The sequence below is a fragment of the Stenotrophomonas sp. EMP41 genome (assembly GCF_047495535.1).
Lineage (GTDB): Bacteria > Pseudomonadota > Gammaproteobacteria > Xanthomonadales > Xanthomonadaceae > Stenotrophomonas > Stenotrophomonas sepilia.
The window spans coordinates 2,178,438-2,195,054 of the sequence record NZ_CP179923.1 but is presented as its reverse complement, the minus strand read 5'-3'; the positions used below and the strand labels follow the sequence as shown (position 1 = coordinate 2,195,054).

At 68.5% G+C, this 16,617-nt stretch carries 17 protein-coding genes; 2 read left to right on the top strand and 15 right to left on the bottom strand.

The window, feature by feature from the left end:
* Positions 1 to 63: 63 nt before the first annotated feature.
* From ACMGRF_RS10055 to ACMGRF_RS10030, 6 genes are all read right to left on the bottom strand, one after another.
* Complete coding sequence (locus ACMGRF_RS10055; RefSeq protein WP_049438491.1) at positions 64 to 990, bottom strand: FecR family protein; 927 nt, start codon at positions 988 to 990, stop codon at positions 64 to 66.
* Entirely contained in the window at positions 987 to 1,496 is a 510-nt protein-coding gene (locus ACMGRF_RS10050; protein ID WP_111191063.1) for an RNA polymerase sigma factor, read from the bottom strand. The genes ACMGRF_RS10055 and ACMGRF_RS10050 overlap by 4 nt, the downstream gene beginning before the upstream one ends.
* A 125-nt stretch (positions 1,497 to 1,621) precedes the next feature.
* Complete coding sequence (locus ACMGRF_RS10045) at positions 1,622 to 2,128, bottom strand: hypothetical protein (protein WP_258391372.1); 507 nt, start codon at positions 2,126 to 2,128, stop codon at positions 1,622 to 1,624.
* 108 nt (positions 2,129 to 2,236) lie between these two features.
* The gene (locus ACMGRF_RS10040; protein ID WP_049414239.1) at positions 2,237 to 2,461 is read right to left on the bottom strand and encodes a hypothetical protein; all 225 of its coding nucleotides are present in this window, start codon (positions 2,459 to 2,461) and stop codon (positions 2,237 to 2,239) included.
* Positions 2,458 to 3,159: a glutamine amidotransferase gene (locus ACMGRF_RS10035; protein ID WP_049414238.1), complete on the bottom strand. Its 702-nt coding sequence runs from the start codon at positions 3,157 to 3,159 to the stop codon at positions 2,458 to 2,460. Before ACMGRF_RS10035 ends, ACMGRF_RS10040 begins: the two co-directional genes overlap by 4 nt.
* On the bottom strand, positions 3,156 to 3,929 hold the full coding sequence (locus ACMGRF_RS10030; RefSeq protein WP_049414236.1) for a YggS family pyridoxal phosphate-dependent enzyme: 774 nt from the start codon (positions 3,927 to 3,929) through the stop codon (positions 3,156 to 3,158). The genes ACMGRF_RS10035 and ACMGRF_RS10030 overlap by 4 nt, the downstream gene beginning before the upstream one ends.
* A 76-nt stretch (positions 3,930 to 4,005) precedes the next feature.
* On the opposite strand from ACMGRF_RS10030, the gene ptsJ reads away from it, so the two are divergent.
* A complete protein-coding gene (gene ptsJ, locus ACMGRF_RS10025) occupies positions 4,006 to 5,292 on the top strand; it encodes a transcriptional regulator PtsJ (protein WP_414485898.1) in 1,287 nt (428 codons plus the stop codon).
* 102 nt (positions 5,293 to 5,394) lie between these two features.
* On the opposite strand, the gene ACMGRF_RS10020 is transcribed toward ptsJ, so the two are convergent.
* The 7 genes from ACMGRF_RS10020 to ACMGRF_RS09990 all read right to left on the bottom strand — a co-directional run bounded on the left by ACMGRF_RS10020 (position 5,395) and on the right by ACMGRF_RS09990 (position 14,042).
* Positions 5,395 to 5,901, bottom strand: coding sequence for a hypothetical protein (locus ACMGRF_RS10020; RefSeq protein ID WP_049414232.1), 507 nt, complete (start codon positions 5,899 to 5,901; stop codon positions 5,395 to 5,397).
* A gap of 81 nt (positions 5,902 to 5,982) precedes the next feature.
* Positions 5,983 to 9,093, bottom strand: a complete 3,111-nt coding sequence (locus tag ACMGRF_RS10015) for an error-prone DNA polymerase (protein WP_049438493.1) — start codon at positions 9,091 to 9,093, stop codon at positions 5,983 to 5,985.
* A gap of 6 nt (positions 9,094 to 9,099) precedes the next feature.
* Positions 9,100 to 10,509: a Y-family DNA polymerase gene (locus ACMGRF_RS10010; protein ID WP_049414229.1), complete on the bottom strand. Its 1,410-nt coding sequence runs from the start codon at positions 10,507 to 10,509 to the stop codon at positions 9,100 to 9,102.
* 9 nt (positions 10,510 to 10,518) lie between these two features.
* Complete coding sequence (gene imuA, locus ACMGRF_RS10005; protein WP_021204497.1) at positions 10,519 to 11,133, bottom strand: translesion DNA synthesis-associated protein ImuA; 615 nt, start codon at positions 11,131 to 11,133, stop codon at positions 10,519 to 10,521.
* A 217-nt stretch (positions 11,134 to 11,350) separates the two neighbouring features.
* Complete coding sequence (locus tag ACMGRF_RS10000; protein ID WP_049414226.1) at positions 11,351 to 12,358, bottom strand: cyclase family protein; 1,008 nt, start codon at positions 12,356 to 12,358, stop codon at positions 11,351 to 11,353.
* On the bottom strand, positions 12,355 to 13,044 hold the full coding sequence (locus ACMGRF_RS09995) for a DsbA family protein (RefSeq protein ID WP_049438494.1): 690 nt from the start codon (positions 13,042 to 13,044) through the stop codon (positions 12,355 to 12,357). Before ACMGRF_RS09995 ends, ACMGRF_RS10000 begins: the two co-directional genes overlap by 4 nt.
* A gap of 92 nt (positions 13,045 to 13,136) precedes the next feature.
* Positions 13,137 to 14,042, bottom strand: coding sequence for a LysR family transcriptional regulator (locus ACMGRF_RS09990; RefSeq protein ID WP_414485897.1), 906 nt, complete (start codon positions 14,040 to 14,042; stop codon positions 13,137 to 13,139).
* A gap of 172 nt (positions 14,043 to 14,214) precedes the next feature.
* On the opposite strand from ACMGRF_RS09990, the gene ACMGRF_RS09985 reads away from it, so the two are divergent.
* The gene (locus tag ACMGRF_RS09985) at positions 14,215 to 15,105 is read left to right on the top strand and encodes a sterol desaturase family protein (protein WP_414485896.1); all 891 of its coding nucleotides are present in this window, start codon (positions 14,215 to 14,217) and stop codon (positions 15,103 to 15,105) included.
* A gap of 9 nt (positions 15,106 to 15,114) precedes the next feature.
* On the opposite strand, the gene ACMGRF_RS09980 is transcribed toward ACMGRF_RS09985, so the two are convergent.
* Positions 15,115 to 15,819 carry an AraC family transcriptional regulator gene (locus tag ACMGRF_RS09980; protein ID WP_111096578.1) on the bottom strand — a complete coding sequence of 235 codons (705 nt, stop codon included), beginning with the start codon at positions 15,817 to 15,819 and terminating at the stop codon, positions 15,115 to 15,117.
* A gap of 293 nt (positions 15,820 to 16,112) precedes the next feature.
* A complete protein-coding gene (locus tag ACMGRF_RS09975) occupies positions 16,113 to 16,547 on the bottom strand; it encodes a VOC family protein (protein WP_049429041.1) in 435 nt (144 codons plus the stop codon).
* Between the last annotated feature and the right edge of the window lie 70 nt (positions 16,548 to 16,617).

The window sequence follows — 16,617 nt, the reverse complement described above, 5'->3', positions numbered from 1 at the left end:
GGGAGCTCCAGGGGCTGACGCAGCGCGTCGTCATCCTGGGTAGACGCAGCGGCAGGGCTGATGTCAGGGTGCATCGCGATGTCCCTTGCGTGGCGGCAGCCACACCTGCACGCCCGCGCCCAGGCGGAGCACGCGCACACGCAGCTGTGTGGCCAGCTGGTCGCGGCTGCGCGCCGCGCCGTCGGCGCTGCCGAGCAGGGTGACCGGCTGCTGGCGCAGCTGTGCGCCGATGATCCAGGTGTGGCCGCCATGCCAGCGATCCAGGCCCTGGGTGACCTCGGCCAAGGGTGCGGAGATCCAGTGCAGGCGCCGCTCGCGCCAGGCCAGGGCAGCCCCTTCCGCTGGAAGCAGCGTGGCGGATGCCTTCGCGTCGAATCGCATCTGCTGCCCTTCGGATGCTTGGCGGGTGCTGCTGCCGGACACCACGTTGACGCGGTGCTCGGTGACCGTGACCACGCTGTCGTCGCGCAGTACCGCCAGATCGAACGCGGTGCCCAGCGCGGTGACAGTACCGTGCGGGGTATGCACCTGGAACGGTCGCGCAGCGTCGGCGCTGACCTGGAACCAGGCCTGGCCGCGCTCCAGCTGCAGCTGGCGGCGCTGTGCATCGATGCGGACATGGACTTCGCTGCCGGGCGAGAGCAGTACGCGCGAGCCATCCGGCAGTACTTCTTCGCGGATCTCGCCTGCCGCCGTGCGGATCATCTGCGCGGCCGGGGGCGCGGCTTGGTGGGTATACAGGCCCAACGCACAGAGCAGCAGCACGGCCGTACCGGCGTCGCGCAGGCGCCGGCGCTGCCGCCGGAGCTGGTGCCGCTGCAGGCTGGGTGTCGCATCACCGGCCAGCCAGAGCGCCTGCAGGTGCTGGTACTGCGCGGCGTGGCGCGCATCGGCGTGGTACCACTGGCTGAACGCACGCTCGTCACGGCCGCCGTCGCGGCCGTCCAGCCACCAGCGTGCGGCCTCGCGCGCGATCGCCTCCTGGCTCATGCGCCGGGTACCTGCTGCAGCGCGACCAGCGCACGCAGCAGATGGCCGTGCGCGGTCTGCCGGCTGATCCCCAGCTGTCGGCCGATCTCAGCCAGTGCCATCTGCTCCACCCGTGCCAGCAGGAACACCTGTCGCGACCGGGGCGGCAACGCGGCAATGACCGCGTCGAGGTGGCGCAGCTGTTCGGCATCGAGCAGGCGCTGCTCCGGCAGGGGCGAAGGATCAGTGATGGCGAGCAGCTGCACGTCATCCAGAGCGTCTTCGCGCCGGCGTTGGCGTTGCCGGTAATGATCGGCGATCAGGTTGTGGGCGACGCGGTACAGGTAGGCGCGGCCATTGCTCAGCAGGCCACTGGCGGCGATTCTGACGACGCGCAGCCAGGTTTCCTGGACGACGTCATCGGCGTCGCTGCGTTGCGGGAGTTTACGGCGGACATGGGCGTGCAGCGGCCGGTAGTGGGCCGCGCACAGCTGCGCGACATCCGTCGGTTCGACAGGCGTGGACACGGGGCGGGCGACAACTGGGAAAGGGAACAGCCCGCGGCGGCAAGGGCAGCGGCTGCACCTTACAGCAAAAGAGAATCATTTGCATCAATGGGCGCAAGGCGCGGCATGCATGGCCGACTGCGAGGTCAGCGCGGACGATAATCGCAGTGGATCTGCAAGGCTTCGGTGGGGTTGTGTGCAGCGCGAAACCGCAGTGCTGGAGGCTGCGCTTCACGCAGGCGATCGCTTTGGCGTGGCGGGCGGTGCGACGATCCTGCCAGCGCGGCGGGGTGAACACGCCCAGTGGCAGCAGCCGCAGCCGCTTGCCGTGCAATACCACCGAGACATCGATATGACGGCCATCGATGTCGTGGCCGTTGGCGCCGAAAGATGGCATCGACTTCATCATGGCGCTGCGGATAGCAGGCGCGGAGCACCGCGATGCCGAGCCAACGCGCGCCACGACGGAAGCTGCCAAGCCGGCGGTGGCTGGGTTCGAAGCCGCGCGTGACCGGCAGGCCCAGCCCGGCAGGCAGCAATGCCTGCGCGTCGAGCAGGCGTTGCAGTACCTCTTCTTCCAGCTGGATGCGGGTGGAGGGCCAGCGCGGTGCGACGAGCAGTCCGTGGTGGCGGCCGCGTTGCAGGGTCAGCATGGGTCAAGCTTCGCACGCGGGCGAACGGCCGGGGTAGTGCCGGCCGCTGGCCGGCAGATCTGTTCCCCGTCGGGTGCCGGCCAGCGGCCGGCACTACCGTGACGATCGTCAGAGGTCGCGGTACTGGATCTGCGACGCCAGTACGCGCAGGCCATCGGCATTGCTGGACAGGATGCGCTCTTCGCCGATGCCTTTCTGCCGTTTCAGCTGGAAGCCCTGGTCTGCAGGCAGCTGCGCGGCGATGCTGTCCATGTGCTGCAGGGCATCAGGCCCGCTGCAGTCGAAGTGGCCCCAATAGGCGCCATCGCGGTGGATCTGCAATCGGTAGTTCATCGCGGTAGCTCCGGCAGGTCCTGCAGCCAATGGTCGAACATCGCGGTGGCGGCCGCGGCCAGTGGCGCGCCATAGCGACGCGCCTGCGTGCGCAGGTCGTTCGGATCGATGCCAGCCTGCGCCAGTTCCAGGGTGTGACCGATCAGCCAGCGCTCGAACTGGCGCGCGTCCAGCTCCGGATGGCATTGCAGTGCCAACGCATGGTTACCGATGGCAAAGGCCTGGTGGCGGCAGGCCGGCGTGCTGGCCAGGCGGCGTGCACCCGCCGGGAGTTCGAACGCCTCGCCATGCCAATGCAGTACCGGAATGCCCTGCAGGGCCTGCAGTGGCGAGCGCTGGCCGTCATCGGTGAGCAGCAGCGGCGCAAAGCCGATCTCCTTGCCACCACTGGCGGCGACGTCGGCACCGAGTGCACGCGCCATCAGCTGCGCGCCCAGGCAGATGCCCAGCGTGGGCCGCTGCTGCTGCAGCCGACATTGCAGCAGCGCGATGCTGTCATCGAGGAAGGGATAGAGATCAACGTCGTTGACGCTTACCGGACCGCCCAGCACCACCAGCAGGTCGGCGGCTTCGGCCGGATCGAGGGCGTCGACACCGGCCTGCAGCACCTGCAGCTGCCAGCCCTGTGCCATCAGCAGAGGCTGCAGGGTGCCGAGGTCTTCAAAGGCGACGTGTTGCAGGACGACCGCGTGCTTCATGCCAGGGCTCCATTGCTGGGCCAGTAGAAACTGTCCGGGGTGGCGCGTGCGCCGAAGATGGCCTGCCCGACGCGGACCACAGTGGCACCTTCCTCGATGGCCACTTCGAAGTCACCGGACATGCCCATCGACAGCTGCGACAGGTCGATGCCGGGAGGTGCAGTGCGCTGCAGCTGGTCGCGCAGTTCGCGCAGGCGCACGAAGCAGGCACGCACGCGCTCGACCTCGGGGGTGAAGATGGCCAGCGTCATCAGGCCGCGTACGTGCAGGCGGTCGAACGCTGGAAGCTGCTGCACAAAGGCCTCGACGGCAGCGGGTTCCAGACCGTACTTGCTGGGTTCGGCGGAGGTGTTGACCTGCACGAACACATCCAGCGTGCGGTCTTCCAGCTGCAGGCGCTGCTGCAGTGCTTCGGCCACGCGCAGGCTGTCCAGCGCCTGGAACTCGCTGGCGAAGCGCGCCACGTAGCGCGCCTTGTTGGTCTGCAGATGCCCGATCACCGACCAGTGCACGCCCAGATCGGCCATCGTCTCGGCCTTGCGCTGCGCCTCCTGCACCTTGTTCTCGCCCAGCTCGCGGCAACCGGCGGCCACCGCCATGCGGATGCGGGCGTCATCGACGGTCTTGCTGACCGGCAGCAGGCGCACGCTGGCCGGGTCCCGGCCGACGCGGGCGCAGGCAGCGGCGATGCGTTGGCGCACCGTGACCAGGTTGGCGGCGATCTGTTCAACGGACTGGGCGACGGGCCAGTCGGCGGCGGCAAGGGGCATGCGGGCACCTCCAATGCGGGATGGCCAGGGTGGGATACACTGGCACAGGACAAGAATTATTTTGGCATAGGACAAAATGAAAATCACCGGGCATAGCGCCGAGTCGATCTTCGACAGCATCCGTGATGGCATCGGCAAGGGCCGCCTGCCGGCCGGCAGCGTGTTGCCGCCGGTGCGCGAACTGGCCGATCAGCTGGGGGTCAATCGCAACACCGTGGCTGCTGCCTACAAGCGACTGGATGCGGCCGGCCTGGCCAGTACCGCGGGCCGACGCGGCACGGTGGTGCGTGGCCTGCCGCCGACGCTGGCGCGCGAGGGCAGTACGCCGGGATTGGCGCTGCAGGACCTGGCCGGTGGCAACCCGGATCCTCGCCTGCTGCCCAGCCTGCGCCTGGCCCCGGCGGCGCCGCGGCTGTATGGCGTGGGTACGGTCGACCCGAGGTTGCAGGCGTTGGCACGCGCCTCGCTGGATGCGGATTGCCCCGAGGGGTACGCGCTGGAGCTGACCCATGGCGCGGTCGATGGCATCGAGCGCCTGTTGGCGGCATGGCTGCTGCCGGGCGATCGCATCGCGGTGGAGGATCCATGCTTCCTCGGCAGCCTCAATGTGCTCAATGCCGTGGGCCATGCGCCGTTGCCGGTGACGGTGGATGCGCATGGCATGCAGGTTGAATCGCTGCGACAGGCGCTGGAGGCCGGTGCACGCGCGGTGCTGCTGACCCCGCGTGCGCACAACCCGACCGGGGCCAGCCTGGATGCGAAGCGGGCACGGGCGTTGCGCCAACTGCTGGCGGCCTACCCGCAGGTGGCGCTGCTGGTCGACGATCATTACGCACTGCTCTCGCAGCAGGCCTACCACTCGGTACTGCCGGTGGATGGCCGGCGCTGGGCGCTGCTGCGTTCGCTGTCCAAGCCGCTTGGCCCCGACCTGCGCCTGGCCTGGCTGGCCTGTGATGACGAGACCGCGGTGCGGTTGCGGTTGCGGTTGGCGTCCGGCATCGGTTGGGTCAGTCATCTGCTGCAGGATGCCGCCACGTCGGTGCTGGCGTCGGCGCCGCAGCGGGCGAAGATCGCCTCGGCAGGCGAGCGGTACCAGCAGCGCCTGCAGTCGCTGCAGGAACTGCTGCGCGTGCGTGGCGTGCCGACGCCGTTGCCGATGGAGGGATTGAACCTGTGGCTGCCGTTGCCGGCCGACAGCCATCCACAGGTACTGGCGCTGGCTGCGCGCGGATGGCATGTGCGTGCTGGCGAAGTGTTTGCGGTGGCTGCACCAGGGCATGGCCTGCGCATCACCTGTGCGGCACTGGGGGCGGCGCAGCTGCGGCAGCTGGCCGATGACCTGGCGGCGGTGTGTGGGGTATAGCGCCCAGCCATGCTCGACGTTGCTTCGCCTTTGTAGAGCCGAGCCATGCTGGGCTGCTTCTACCAACAGCAGCCGAGCATGGCTCGGCACTACAGAAGCAGATCAGGGCGCGGCGTTGGCGCCGGGGCGCACGTAGTAGGACTGGCCACTGTCATCGACGAACATCAACTCCGGCTTGCCCTGCCAGGACGTGAGCATGGCGCCGGTATTGTTCTGGTGCTTGACCATCAGGCTGGCGCCACGGTCCGGGTTGGCGACGACCTTGAAGACTTCGGTGGTGCCGGTGGCATCGTCCAGAGTGAGCAGGGCTTCGCCCCCGCGGTCGCTGGTGCCATAACCGCCGCGCTCGGAACCGTCGGGGCCAAGCAGGATCAGGCCGGACAGTGCGGTTGCACGCGGTCCTTGGGTGCGGCCCTTGCTGAGGGGGTCCGGCACCGGCGCGCCGAGGATCAGCCGTGGTTGCCCAGTGCCATCGTGGATGACCAGGCCGCGCGCTTCGATGATCCGCTCAGGCGATTGGCTGCGATGCAGGCTCCAGGCGGTCCAGCCGGAAACGAGCAGGGCAAGGGTCGAGACCACCAGGGTGGTCAGCAGCAGCACACGGGGCATCGGGTCGTCCTTCCTTGGATAGGCCGACGATAGCGGATGCCGGCGGGCAAAGGCCAGTTCGTTGTGTGACGATGTGTATCGTCAGTGGAAATCGCGGCTGTGGCTGCGCAGTCCCTGCAGCAGCTCATCCAGGCAGTGCATGCGCTGCACGATGACATGCTGCACGCCATCAACGCGCTCCAGGCGGCCATCGATCTGCATCAGCTGGGTGTCGACCAGCACCCGGTGCTGGCGGTCGGCCAGGTGGCGCCAGACCACGGCGTTGACCATGCCGGTCTCGTCCTCGAGGGTGAGGAAAGTCACCCCGCTGGCGGTCTGTGGCCGCTGGCGCATGCGCACCAGTCCGGCGATGCGCACACGGCGGCCGTGGCCGTGCCCGGCCAGCTGTGCGGCATCCAGGCAGCCACGGCTGCGCAGCTGCGCGCGCAGGAACGAGATCGGGTGGCGGCCGAGGGTGGTGCCCGTGCTGCGGTAGTCGGCCTGCATGTCCTCCCAGGCGCTGGGCAGTGGCAGGGGCACGCGGGCTTCGGCAGTGGCACGGGCCTGGTCGAACAGCGGCAGCCGGTTCTCTACGCCCGAGATATCCCAGCGTGCACGATGGCGATGGCCGCTGAGCCCGCGCAGTGCCCCGGCATCGGCCAGCAGGCCCTGCTGGCGGCGGTCCAGCGCGGTGCGCTGGCACAGGTCGCCGACGTCGTCGAACGGGCGCCGCGCGCGCTCGCGCATGATGGCCTGCACGGCACCTTCGTTGCAGCCGTCGATCAGGCGCAGGCCCAGGCGGATCGCCGCCGGCCCCCTGCTGAAGTCCAGCGTGCAGTCCCAGTCGCTGTGGCGTACGTCCACGGGAAGAACGGTAATGCCATGCCGCCGCGCGTCCTGCAGCAGCTGGTCGGGGCTGTAGAAACCCAGCGGCTGGCTGTTGATCAGGCTGGCAGTGAATGCGGCCGGGTGGTGGCACTTCAGCCAGCAGCTGTTATAGGTCAGCAGGGCGAAGCTGGCGGCGTGGCTTTCCGGGAAGCCGTAATCGCCGAAGCCCTTGATCTGCTCGAACAGGTGCTCGCCGTATTCGCGACTGAAGCCGTTCTCCAGCATGCCGGCCAACAGCTTCTCGCGATGCGGTTCCAGCCCGCCACGACGTTTCCAGGCGGCCATCGAACGGCGCAGGGCATCGGCCTGGCCAGGCGTGTAGCCGGCGGCTTCGACCGCCAGCTGCATCACCTGTTCCTGGAACAATGGCACGCCCAGCGTACGCGCGAACACGCGTTCCAGCTGCGGTGGGTAGAGCGGATTGTCCGGATCGTTCAGTGCCTCCGGGCCCTGTTCGCGCAGGATCCGCCGCCGCTCCAGGTAGGGATGCACCATGTCGCCCTGGATCGGTCCGGGGCGCACGATCGCCACTTCGATCACCAGGTCATAGAACGTGCGCGGCTGCATGCGCGGCAGCATCGCCATCTGTGCGCGCGATTCGATCTGGAACACGCCGATGGTATCGGCGGCGCAGATCATGTCGAAGGTCTTCGCATCCTTGGGCGGGATGGCGTCCATGCGCCCTTCGTGCAGGCCATGCTGTTTCAGCATCGCCAGGCACTTGCGGATGGCCGTGAGCATGCCCAATGCCAGGCAGTCGACCTTCATCAGGCCGGTGGCATCCAGGTCATCCTTGTCCCACTGGATGACGGTGCGGTCGGCCATCGCCGCGTTCTCCACCGGTACCAGGGTCGACAGTGGATGCTCGGAAATCACGAAACCGCCCGGGTGCTGCGACAGGTGGCGCGGGAAGTCGATCAGCTCTGAGGTGAGTGCCAGCAGGCGCCGCATCAACGGCGTGTCCGGATCGAAACCGCGCTCGCGCAGGGTTTCCGGCAATGGGATGTTGCCGCCCCAGTGGTCCATCGCCGCGCCCAGTTCGTTGACCTGGTCCATCGGCAGGCCCAGTGCGCGGGCCACGTCGCGGATCGCGCTGCGGCCACGGTAGCTGATCGCCACCGCGGTCAGTGCGGCGCGCTCGCGGCCGTAGCGCTTGAACACGTACTGCAGCACCTCCTCGCGACGCTCGTGCTCGAAGTCAATGTCGATATCCGGCGGTTCGTCGCGCTCGGCGGAGATGAAGCGCTCGAACAGCAGGTTGCTGCGTGCCGGGTCGATCTCGGTCACGCCCAGCACGAAGCACACCGCTGAGTTGGCCGCTGAGCCACGGCCCTGGCAGAGGATGTCCTGGCTGCGCGCAAAGCGCACGATGTCCTGCACGGTGAGGAAGTAGGAGGCGTAGTTCTTCTGCTTGATCAGCGCCAGTTCGTGCTCGATCTGCGTGCGTTGCTTCGCTTCGATGCCGCCTTTCCAGCGCCACCGGATGCCGCGCTCGACCAGCACGCGCAGCCAGCTGTCCGGATCGTGTCCTTCGGGCACCAGCTCGCGCGGATAGGTGTACTGCAGCTGTTCCAGGGTGAAGTGGCAGCGTTCGGCGATGCGCAGGGTTTCAGCCAGCAGTTCGGGCGGATACAGCTGGGCCAGCGCGGTACGCGGGCGCAGGTGGCGCTCGCCATTGGGAAACAGGCGCCAGCCGGCCTCGGCCACGCTGCAGCGGTGGCGGATCGCGGTCAGTGTGTCCTGCAGGGCACGGCGGCGGCGCACGTGCATGTGCACATCGCCACTGGCGACCAGGGGCAGGCGGTGGCGTTCGCCGAAGGCCCGCAGCTGCTGCAGGCGGCGTGCGTCATCGTGTTCACGGTGCAGTTCCACCGCCAGCCACAGCCGGTCATCGAAGCCGGTGCGCAGCAACTCGAGATCGGTGGCGGATGGCTGCCGGTCCAGCCACAGGCACAACAAACCGTCGGGCAGGCCGAGCAGATCGTCGCGCAGGCAGCGGTACTCGCCCTTGGCAGCCCGCCGCCGACAGGTCGTGATCAACTGGCACAGCCCGGCATAGGCGGTCTGGTCGGTGCACAGCAGGGCCAGCTTCGGCCCGTCCTCGACCTGGAATTCGGCGCCGACGATCAGTGCCACGCCATGTGCCTTCGCTGCCTGCCAGGCGCGCACGATGCCGGCCAGCGAGCATTCGTCGGTGATCGCCAACGCGCGGTAGCCCTGGCCCGCGGCGCGCGCGAACAACTCTTCGGCGATCGAAGCACCGCGCTGGAAACTGAAGGCTGACAGGCAGTGCAGTTCGGCGTAGCCGGGCAGTTCGCTGTGCATGGCGGCTCAGCCGAACCAGCCGTGCAGCATCCACGGCGCATGCGGATCGTTGCGCGCGCGGAAGGCCCAGCCGCGCTGGCCATGCGCGGTTTCCACCACGTAGTAGTCGCGGCGCGCATCAGCCTGGTCCCACCAGCCCGATTCGATCCGCTCCGGCCCGGCGATGATGCGCAGGCGCGGGTCACGCAGCGGCTGTGGAGCGTCCAGCAGCCAACCGGGGCGCAGTGGCCAGTATGCCGGTGGCCTGGCCGCTGGCTGGGTGCCGCTGGCACGTTCGGGACGATGGTCGGCCTGCACTGCCAGCGGCTGCACGGCATCATCGCCGAGCCGCGCGCGCAGGCGCTCACGCAGCTGGTTCCACGGCATCGCCTGCGCCGGACGGGTATCGAACAGGTCACGCGCGGCGGGTACGAACGGCGGCAGCTGTTCGGCCTGCAGGCGTAGTGCGCGGCTGCCGGCCGGCAGGGCGAACGCTTCCATGCGGTTGCGTGCGATCTCGAACAGCAGCGTGGGATCGCGCTCGGGCGCCAACAGGCCGATGGTCAGCACGCTGGCCGGCAACAGGTCATGCTCGAAATGCAGGTCGAAGCGCTGCACGCCGCCATCGCGCGAGCACAGGAAGGCGGCCAGGTCGAGCAGCAGGCGGCGCAGCGGGAACAGCAGGGCCTGGCTGGATTCGATCTCGTATTCGAATTCGATGCGCGCATCGAAACGGTCCGGTGGCTGGTAGTAGCGCAATGGCGCGGTGGGCAGCCCGCGCAATGCATCCAGCTGCTGCAGGACCTCGGGGGCGAAGCGCCGGGCCAGGCTGTCGCGCGGCAGCTTGAGCACCGCGCCCAACGTGCGCAGGCCGGAACGGCCAAGCACCGTCACCGCCTCGCTGGGCAGGCCACAGCGCGCCAGGGGCAGCTGCGCCAGCGCCGCCGGCAGCTGCTGCGCATCAAGGCCGAGGCCATCGTGGACGTTGGCCAGCACGCGCGCGGCATGTGGGGTAGGCGCGGCCACCAGGCGGTGGCGGAAGCCGAGTTCGTGCAGTTCGTTGCGCAGGCGCTGCTGGATCGTCAGCCAGTCACCGAACAGGGCGCGGCTGGCACCGATTTCCAGCACCAGCGCATGCGGAAAATCGAGGCTGACCTGCGAGCTGTAGGCATAGGCCCAGCTGGCCAGCAGATGCCGGGTGTGCTGTTCAGCATTGGGGTCGTAGTCGTGCAGGTGCATGTCCTGCACCAGTACCTGTGCAGCCGACAGCAGCATGCCCGGGCGCAGCCCTGCTGCACGTGCCGACGGGCTGACCGCGCGCAGCACGCGACGCTGCGCCGGCCCCTGCAGCAGTACCAATGGCCGCTGTGGGTCGGGCTGCAGGCGCAGCACGCTGTCCAGCGCCAACTGCGGCAACAACAGGCAGGCCCAGTGCATGGCGCGTCCTCAGTGGGCGATGGCCAGCGGCAACGGTTGTGCCGGCGGCAGGCCGCCACGGCACTTCAGCACCCGCACCTGGCCGTGGTCGAGCTGCAGGCGCAGGCTGGCCGGGGAGGGATTGCGCGCGGCCTGCGCCTCGCGGAACACGAAGCCCAGGCACTGGCCGCTGTCGGCGGCCACCTGCAGGCGGCGCAGGGCGCGGTCGTCGGCTTGATGCGGCCAGCACAGTACCGCCGCGCAGGCCGCAGAGCGCAGGCACTGTTCGGCGGCCCACAGTGCCTGCTTCGGCGCGGCGTGGATGATCTGCAACTGGCCCAGGTCCAGCCCGGCGGCGGCCCAGGCCGGGGCATGCGGACGGTAGGGCGGAGCGACCAGGACGATCGGGCGGTCGCGCTGGCTCAGTCTGGCCAGTGCCGGCCATACCAGCGCCAGTTCGCCAACGCCCGGCGCCGCCTGCAGCACCTCGCACAGTCCGCTGGCCGGCCAGCCGCCGCCGGGCAGGCGTGCGTCCAGCGCCGGGTGGCCGCTGGCCAGATGGTCGCTGGCTGGGCCCTGGCGGGCCGGGCCGCGCCACAGCTGGCGCCCGTCCAGCAGCCGGTCGAGGGCAACGACCGCACCCATCAGCCGATCCTCCCGGGGAGGCGCCGGGTGGGCTGGAAACGGCAGGAACGGGCGGAAACGGCGGGCATGGCGCGAGTATCGACGGGCCGGTATCAGGGGCTGAGACCAGACATGCTACTCGCGTTGTAAGTAGAATTACTAATGAAATCGGAGGGGCGGGTTTCAGGTTGCTGAAGGGGTAGGAGTGCCGGCCAAGGTCGGCACCCACAGGATGCGGTTACGGGTGGACCGGCAACGCCACCGGGCGCAGGGGCGCGGCATCGCCACCGCGGATCTTCAGCGGGCCGCCGATGAAGGCGAATTCGTAGACCTTGTCGCGGGCCAGTTCGTCCAGCGCCACCAGCTCGATGATCGGCGCACCCTGCTGGGCCAGCAGGTAGGTGTGCAGCGGCACGTAGTCGTCGGACACCTCCGAGGGGAAGGTCTCGAAGCTGAGGTTGTCGGCGCCGACGATCATCGCGCCGCTGTCCTCCACCAGGAAGCGCGCCGCATCCAGGCCCATGCCCGGCGGGTTGGCCATGTAGGCCCTGGGCTGCTGGAACAGGCGCATGCGGCCGGTGCGGATCAGCACCACGTCGCCCTGCTGCAGTTTCACCTTCTGGCGTGCCAGCGCATCCTTCAGGTCCTGGCGAGTGACGCGATAGCTGTCCGGCAGCATGTCCACGCCCTTGGCGGCGGCCACGTCGATCAGCACGCCACGCGCGATCAGCGGCGGGAACTTCTCGATGCCGGTGACATTCCAGCCACGATCGCCGAGATGCTTGTCGGCCTCGAAGCCGTTCCAGATCTTCCCGTGGATGCCGAAGTGGTTCAGCGCATCGATGTGGGTGCCGGTGTGGCTGTACATCGAGAACGCGGTGCCGGTGTAGCTGCGGGTGAGGTTCATGGTCTCGCCCACGCCCATCGGGTCGTCCATCACCGTGCCGCGCGGGGTGTGGGTCATCCAGAACTGGTAGTGCGGGTCGCCGGCATCCTGCCAGCTGGGCATGCCGACGTAGTATTCGGTGGCCAGGTCATAGGCCTTGCCGCCGCTGACCCGCGACAGGATCGCCGCACGCGAGGCGTCGGTGATCAGGTTGAGGCGGCCGATCTCGTCCTTCGGCCCCCAGGGGCTGGTGCCGACCTGCTGGCCGGAGGGAACGCGTTCGTGCGCGGATACGGTGGTGGAAGCCGCAGTGGCGGCCAGCAGCAGGGCCAGCGCGGTGGACAGGGTACGTGGGGTCATGGGGAAATCTCCTTGCAGAGTGGGGAGGGTGCGGCTCTGGCCGCGACCAGGGGCGCCAGGGCCTGGCGCAGGTGTGGCAGCGGCAGGGTCTGCAGGCGCAGGCCGTTGCCGCCGATCACGGTGGGGATGGACCGGATGCCGAGCGCGGCAGCTTCGGCGCGATCGGCCTGCACGCGCTGGCGCACTGTGTCGCTGCGCATGTGGTCAGCGAAGGTGCCGCGTGGATGGCCCAGCGATTCGGCAATATCCAGCAGCACTTCGGCATCGCCGATGTTGCGGTGCTGGTGCAGGTGCGCCCATTGCACCGCGTCGAACATCGCGCCATGGGCATCGTTGCCACCGATCAGTCCTGCGGCCTGGCAGGCCAGTGCGCCGAGCCAGCCGGAGGGATACTCGAAGTCCTGTGCGCGCATGCCTTCGATATCGATGCGCGCGGTGTCTTCATGCGCGGCGCAGTCGGTCCAGTGACGCAGGATGATCGCCTTGGCGCGCGCCATCGAACCGAACACCTCGACCATCTGCGCGCGCGAGTCCTGCAGCACGAAGCTGCGGTGGCGCACCTGGATGCCGAGTTCGGCGGAGACCTTCTGCAGGCGCGGGGCCAGCACGAAGCACCAGCCGCAGACCACGTCGTGGAAGAAATCGACCACCGGCGCTGCGGTGGCGGGGAAAGGAACGGAAGACATCTGCCTGCCATCGGTGAGAGAGGAGGCGGCAGAGTAGGCAGCGTGGCATGGCCGAAACAGCACGCTGCGGGCAGCTCAGTTTTCGCTGGCGGTTACGAATCCAGGCCGGCGCAGCCGGGCAGCTCGGTGTGCAGGAAGTCGATGAAGGCACGCACCTTGGGCTGCAGGTGGCGCGAGGTGGGGTAGACCGCATGCACGAAGCGCGGCGGATAGCGATGGTCGGGCAGCACCTGCTGCAGTTCGCCACGGGCCAGCGCCGGCGCGGCCAGGAACGAGGGCAGGGCACCGATGCCCATGCCGGCCACCAGCAGGTCGCGCAGCAGCAGGCTGTTGTTGATGGTGACGCGCGCTGGCAAGGTGATCGTCACCTGGCCATCGGGGCCGAGCAACGGCCAGCTGCCCGGTGAGTCGGACAGGCTGTAGGCCAGTACGCTGTGCGCCTGCAGATCGTCCACTGCCTGCGGTGCTGGATGCTGCTGCAGGTAGGACGGGGCCGCGCACAGCACCTGCTGCAGCGACGCCAGCCGGCGTGCCACCAGGCGTGAATCATCCAGTTCGGCACGCAGCCGCAGCGACACATCGAAACCTTCGCCGACCGCGTCGAGCAGGCGGTCTTCCATCACCAGGTCCAGCGACAGCTGCGGATGCTGCTGCAGGAAGCGTGGCAGCAGCGGCGACAGCGTGCTCAGCGCGAACGACTGCGGCGCGTTCACGCGCAGGCGCCCGGTCACCTCGCCACGCTGCTCGGCGATGCCACGTTCCAATGCGTCCAATTCGTCGAGCAGGCGGCAGCATTCGCGGTAATAGGCGTGGCCGGTCTCGGTCAGGCTCATGCGCCGCGTGGTCCGCTGCAGCAGTACCACGCCCAGATGCGCTTCCAGCGTGCGCAGCTGTTTGCTGAGCCCGGCCGGCGACATGCCCAGATCTTCGGCGGCACGGGCCAGCCCACCGCGTTCGACGATGCGGCGGAAGGCACGCATCAGGTTGAAGGAATCCATGCCGGCCCCGGGCGCGATGAGGGCGCCATTGTAGAGCCGCGCCGTGCGTGGATGTGGGAAACGCGGTGCCCACCAAGGTGGGCCTCTGGCAGCGGCACGGGTTGCGCCGTTTGTTCAAGCCCGTAACCCGCATCCCGCGCCAGCATGCAGGCCCTCACTTCCCGGGTTGCCCATGAAATACTGGATCCTCCGCCTGTATGCCCCGTTGTTCCTGCTGGGGTTCGTTGCCACTGCCGTCGTCTGGGTCGGCCACTGCCATGGCGATCCGTTGTGGCTGCTGGCCCTGCTGGCGATCGCCATCGCGGTCTCGTTCGTCGCCGAGCGCGCCTGGCCGTATGACCCTGCGTTCAACCACGACCACGGCGACCGTGTGCGTGACGCCCTGCACGCGCTGGTCAACGAGGGCCTGAACCTGTTGTCGATCGCGGCGGTGCCGCTGCTGGCGGCAATCATTCCGTGGCAGGTCTGGCCGCTGCAGTGGCCGTTCGCGCTGCAGGTACTGGTGGCGATCATCGCTGCCGATCTCGGCATCACCCTGGTGCACTACGCAAGCCATCGCATCGGCTGGTTGTGGCGGCTGCATGCGGTGCATCACAGCGTGACCCGCATGTACGGTTTCAACGGGCTGATGAAACACCCGCTGCACCAGGCGGCCGAAGCGGTGGGCGGTGTGCTGCCGCTGCTGCTGTTGGGCCTGCCGATGCCGGTGGCGGCGGTGCTGGCGCTTGCCATCGCGATCCAGCTGCTGCTGCAGCACTCCAACGTGGACATGCGCCCTGGCGTGCTGGGCCGGGTGATGGCGTGGGCGCCGCTGCATCGCTTCCACCACATGCGTTACGGCACCGCCGGCGACGTCAACTTCGGCCTGTTCCTGACCGTCTGGGATCACCTGCTGGGGACCGCCTTCGATGCGCCCGGTTATCGGCTGCAGCAATGCGATCTCGGCATCGGCAGCCAACCGGACTATCCACGCGATTACGCGGGGCAGCTGCTGGCGCCGTTCCGCGAACTACCGCATGGCGAGGTGCCGGAGCTGCCGGAAGGCCTGCGCAGGCGCGAATGATCGAACATGTCAGGCCGCGTGCAGCTGCAGGCCCTGCAGCTGCGCGGCACCGATGCCGAACATGCGGCGCAGGCTGCGCGAGAGATGGGCCAGATCGGCGAATCCAGCGGCATGCGCACTGTCGGTCAGGTTGTGCCCGCGCAGATGATGCGTGAGCGCAGTGCGCAGCCGTTGCCACAGCACCCAGCCGCGCAGGGTCACCGCCAGCTCGGACTGGAAGCGCCGATGCAGCTGGCTGGTCGACAGATGCGCCGCTTCGGCGATGTCGGCAGCCGGCACCGGGCCAGGCAGGTGCTGGGCGATACGGGCCAACGCCGCCTGCACGCGGCGGTCCAGCGGTTGCGGGCGGCTCAGCCGTGGCAGCCAATCGCGCAGCTCCAGCGCGTTGCCCGGCAGCGCGTGCAGATGCTGCTGGATCTGGGTGGGATCGGCGTGGGCAGGTTCGAGGAACACCGTGCAGCCTGCTTCCGGTGCCGACAGGATCGCGTGCGGCTGGAACGAAGGCAGCCATAGTCGTTGGCCCTGCTGCCGTACGCCATCGACTTCGATCTGCCAGGGCGTATCGTCGCTCAGCAGCAGTTGATGGGCGTAGTGCGCATGCGAAGCGCTGTCACCGGCATGGCCGTGCAGCACGGCGGCGTGCGCATCCAGCAGCAACGTGCCGTTCCAGGGCAGGGCGGGGGAGGACATGGAGGGATTGTAGATCCACGCCATGCGTGGATGAATCTCCATCGAAATCGATTATTTCGACAATGAAACGAAGAGCATCCACGCATGGCGTGGATCTACTGCAGGTCGCGAGAGACTGTCGAAGGCGGGGTGGGTCCGGTTGCGGGGGCGTGAGCGCCATGGATGGCGCGACCGAGCTTACATGGACGTACTTGCAGCGCCCCCCGCAGCCGGACCCACCCCGCCTACCTGCAGGAACCCAGCTTTTGCTGTTGCTCTGGTTTTTGACGTTGATGTCGCCTCTGCGGGTGCCGTGCGCAGCCCGGCCGTGCGCACCCTCACCGCCCCTGCGGATCAGGCCGGTGATGCACGTACTCGACCACCGTGCCATCGGGATGCACTGCATTGAACGCCGCCCCGGTCGGGACCACCTGCAACGGGAAGATGATCTCGGCGCCGGCGGCGACCAGCTTGTCGTGATAAGGCCGAACGTCATCGACCAGCAGTGTCCCCGTGGTCGAGGTGAACGGCGCCAGCGCCGCCTCGCTGCCCTCGATCAACAGGAACGCACCGACCATGGCCAGGCGCAGCCCGGCCTCCGGAAACGGAAAGCCCGCATCGGCCACCACGCCCTGCAACTGCTCGTAGAACGCCACGCTGCGTTCCAGCTCACCGGGGGCCACGAACACCCGGATCAGCACGCGCGGCGCACGCTGGCTGGAGGTATCACAGCGGTCACGCCAGAGATGGTCGAAGTCGCGATGGACAGTCATGGGCTCGGTTCGTGGCCTGGGACCTTCATTATCGGCAGCCCAGCGCGGCCCGCTGATGACCGCCGGTGAT

Coding starts and splice junctions, on each gene's coding strand:
- ACMGRF_RS10055 (WP_049438491.1), bottom strand. CDS start 990: ATGAGCCAGGAGGCGATCGCGCGCGAGGCCGCACGCTGGTGGCTGGAC.
- ACMGRF_RS10045 (WP_258391372.1), bottom strand. CDS start 2,128: ATGCTGACCCTGCAACGCGGCCGCCACCACGGACTGCTCGTCGCACCG.
- ACMGRF_RS10040 (WP_049414239.1), bottom strand. CDS start 2,461: ATGAACTACCGATTGCAGATCCACCGCGATGGCGCCTATTGGGGCCAC.
- ACMGRF_RS10035 (WP_049414238.1), bottom strand. CDS start 3,159: ATGAAGCACGCGGTCGTCCTGCAACACGTCGCCTTTGAAGACCTCGGC.
- ACMGRF_RS10030 (WP_049414236.1), bottom strand. CDS start 3,929: ATGCCCCTTGCCGCCGCCGACTGGCCCGTCGCCCAGTCCGTTGAACAG.
- ptsJ (WP_414485898.1), top strand. CDS start 4,006: ATGAAAATCACCGGGCATAGCGCCGAGTCGATCTTCGACAGCATCCGT.
- ACMGRF_RS10020 (WP_049414232.1), bottom strand. CDS start 5,901: ATGCCCCGTGTGCTGCTGCTGACCACCCTGGTGGTCTCGACCCTTGCC.
- ACMGRF_RS10015 (WP_049438493.1), bottom strand. CDS start 9,093: ATGCACAGCGAACTGCCCGGCTACGCCGAACTGCACTGCCTGTCAGCC.
- ACMGRF_RS10010 (WP_049414229.1), bottom strand. CDS start 10,509: ATGCACTGGGCCTGCCTGTTGTTGCCGCAGTTGGCGCTGGACAGCGTG.
- imuA (WP_021204497.1), bottom strand. CDS start 11,133: ATGGGTGCGGTCGTTGCCCTCGACCGGCTGCTGGACGGGCGCCAGCTG.
- ACMGRF_RS10000 (WP_049414226.1), bottom strand. CDS start 12,358: ATGACCCCACGTACCCTGTCCACCGCGCTGGCCCTGCTGCTGGCCGCC.
- ACMGRF_RS09995 (WP_049438494.1), bottom strand. CDS start 13,044: ATGTCTTCCGTTCCTTTCCCCGCCACCGCAGCGCCGGTGGTCGATTTC.
- ACMGRF_RS09990 (WP_414485897.1), bottom strand. CDS start 14,042: ATGGATTCCTTCAACCTGATGCGTGCCTTCCGCCGCATCGTCGAACGC.
- ACMGRF_RS09985 (WP_414485896.1), top strand. CDS start 14,215: ATGAAATACTGGATCCTCCGCCTGTATGCCCCGTTGTTCCTGCTGGGG.
- ACMGRF_RS09980 (WP_111096578.1), bottom strand. CDS start 15,819: ATGGCGTGGATCTACAATCCCTCCATGTCCTCCCCCGCCCTGCCCTGG.
- ACMGRF_RS09975 (WP_049429041.1), bottom strand. CDS start 16,547: ATGACTGTCCATCGCGACTTCGACCATCTCTGGCGTGACCGCTGTGAT.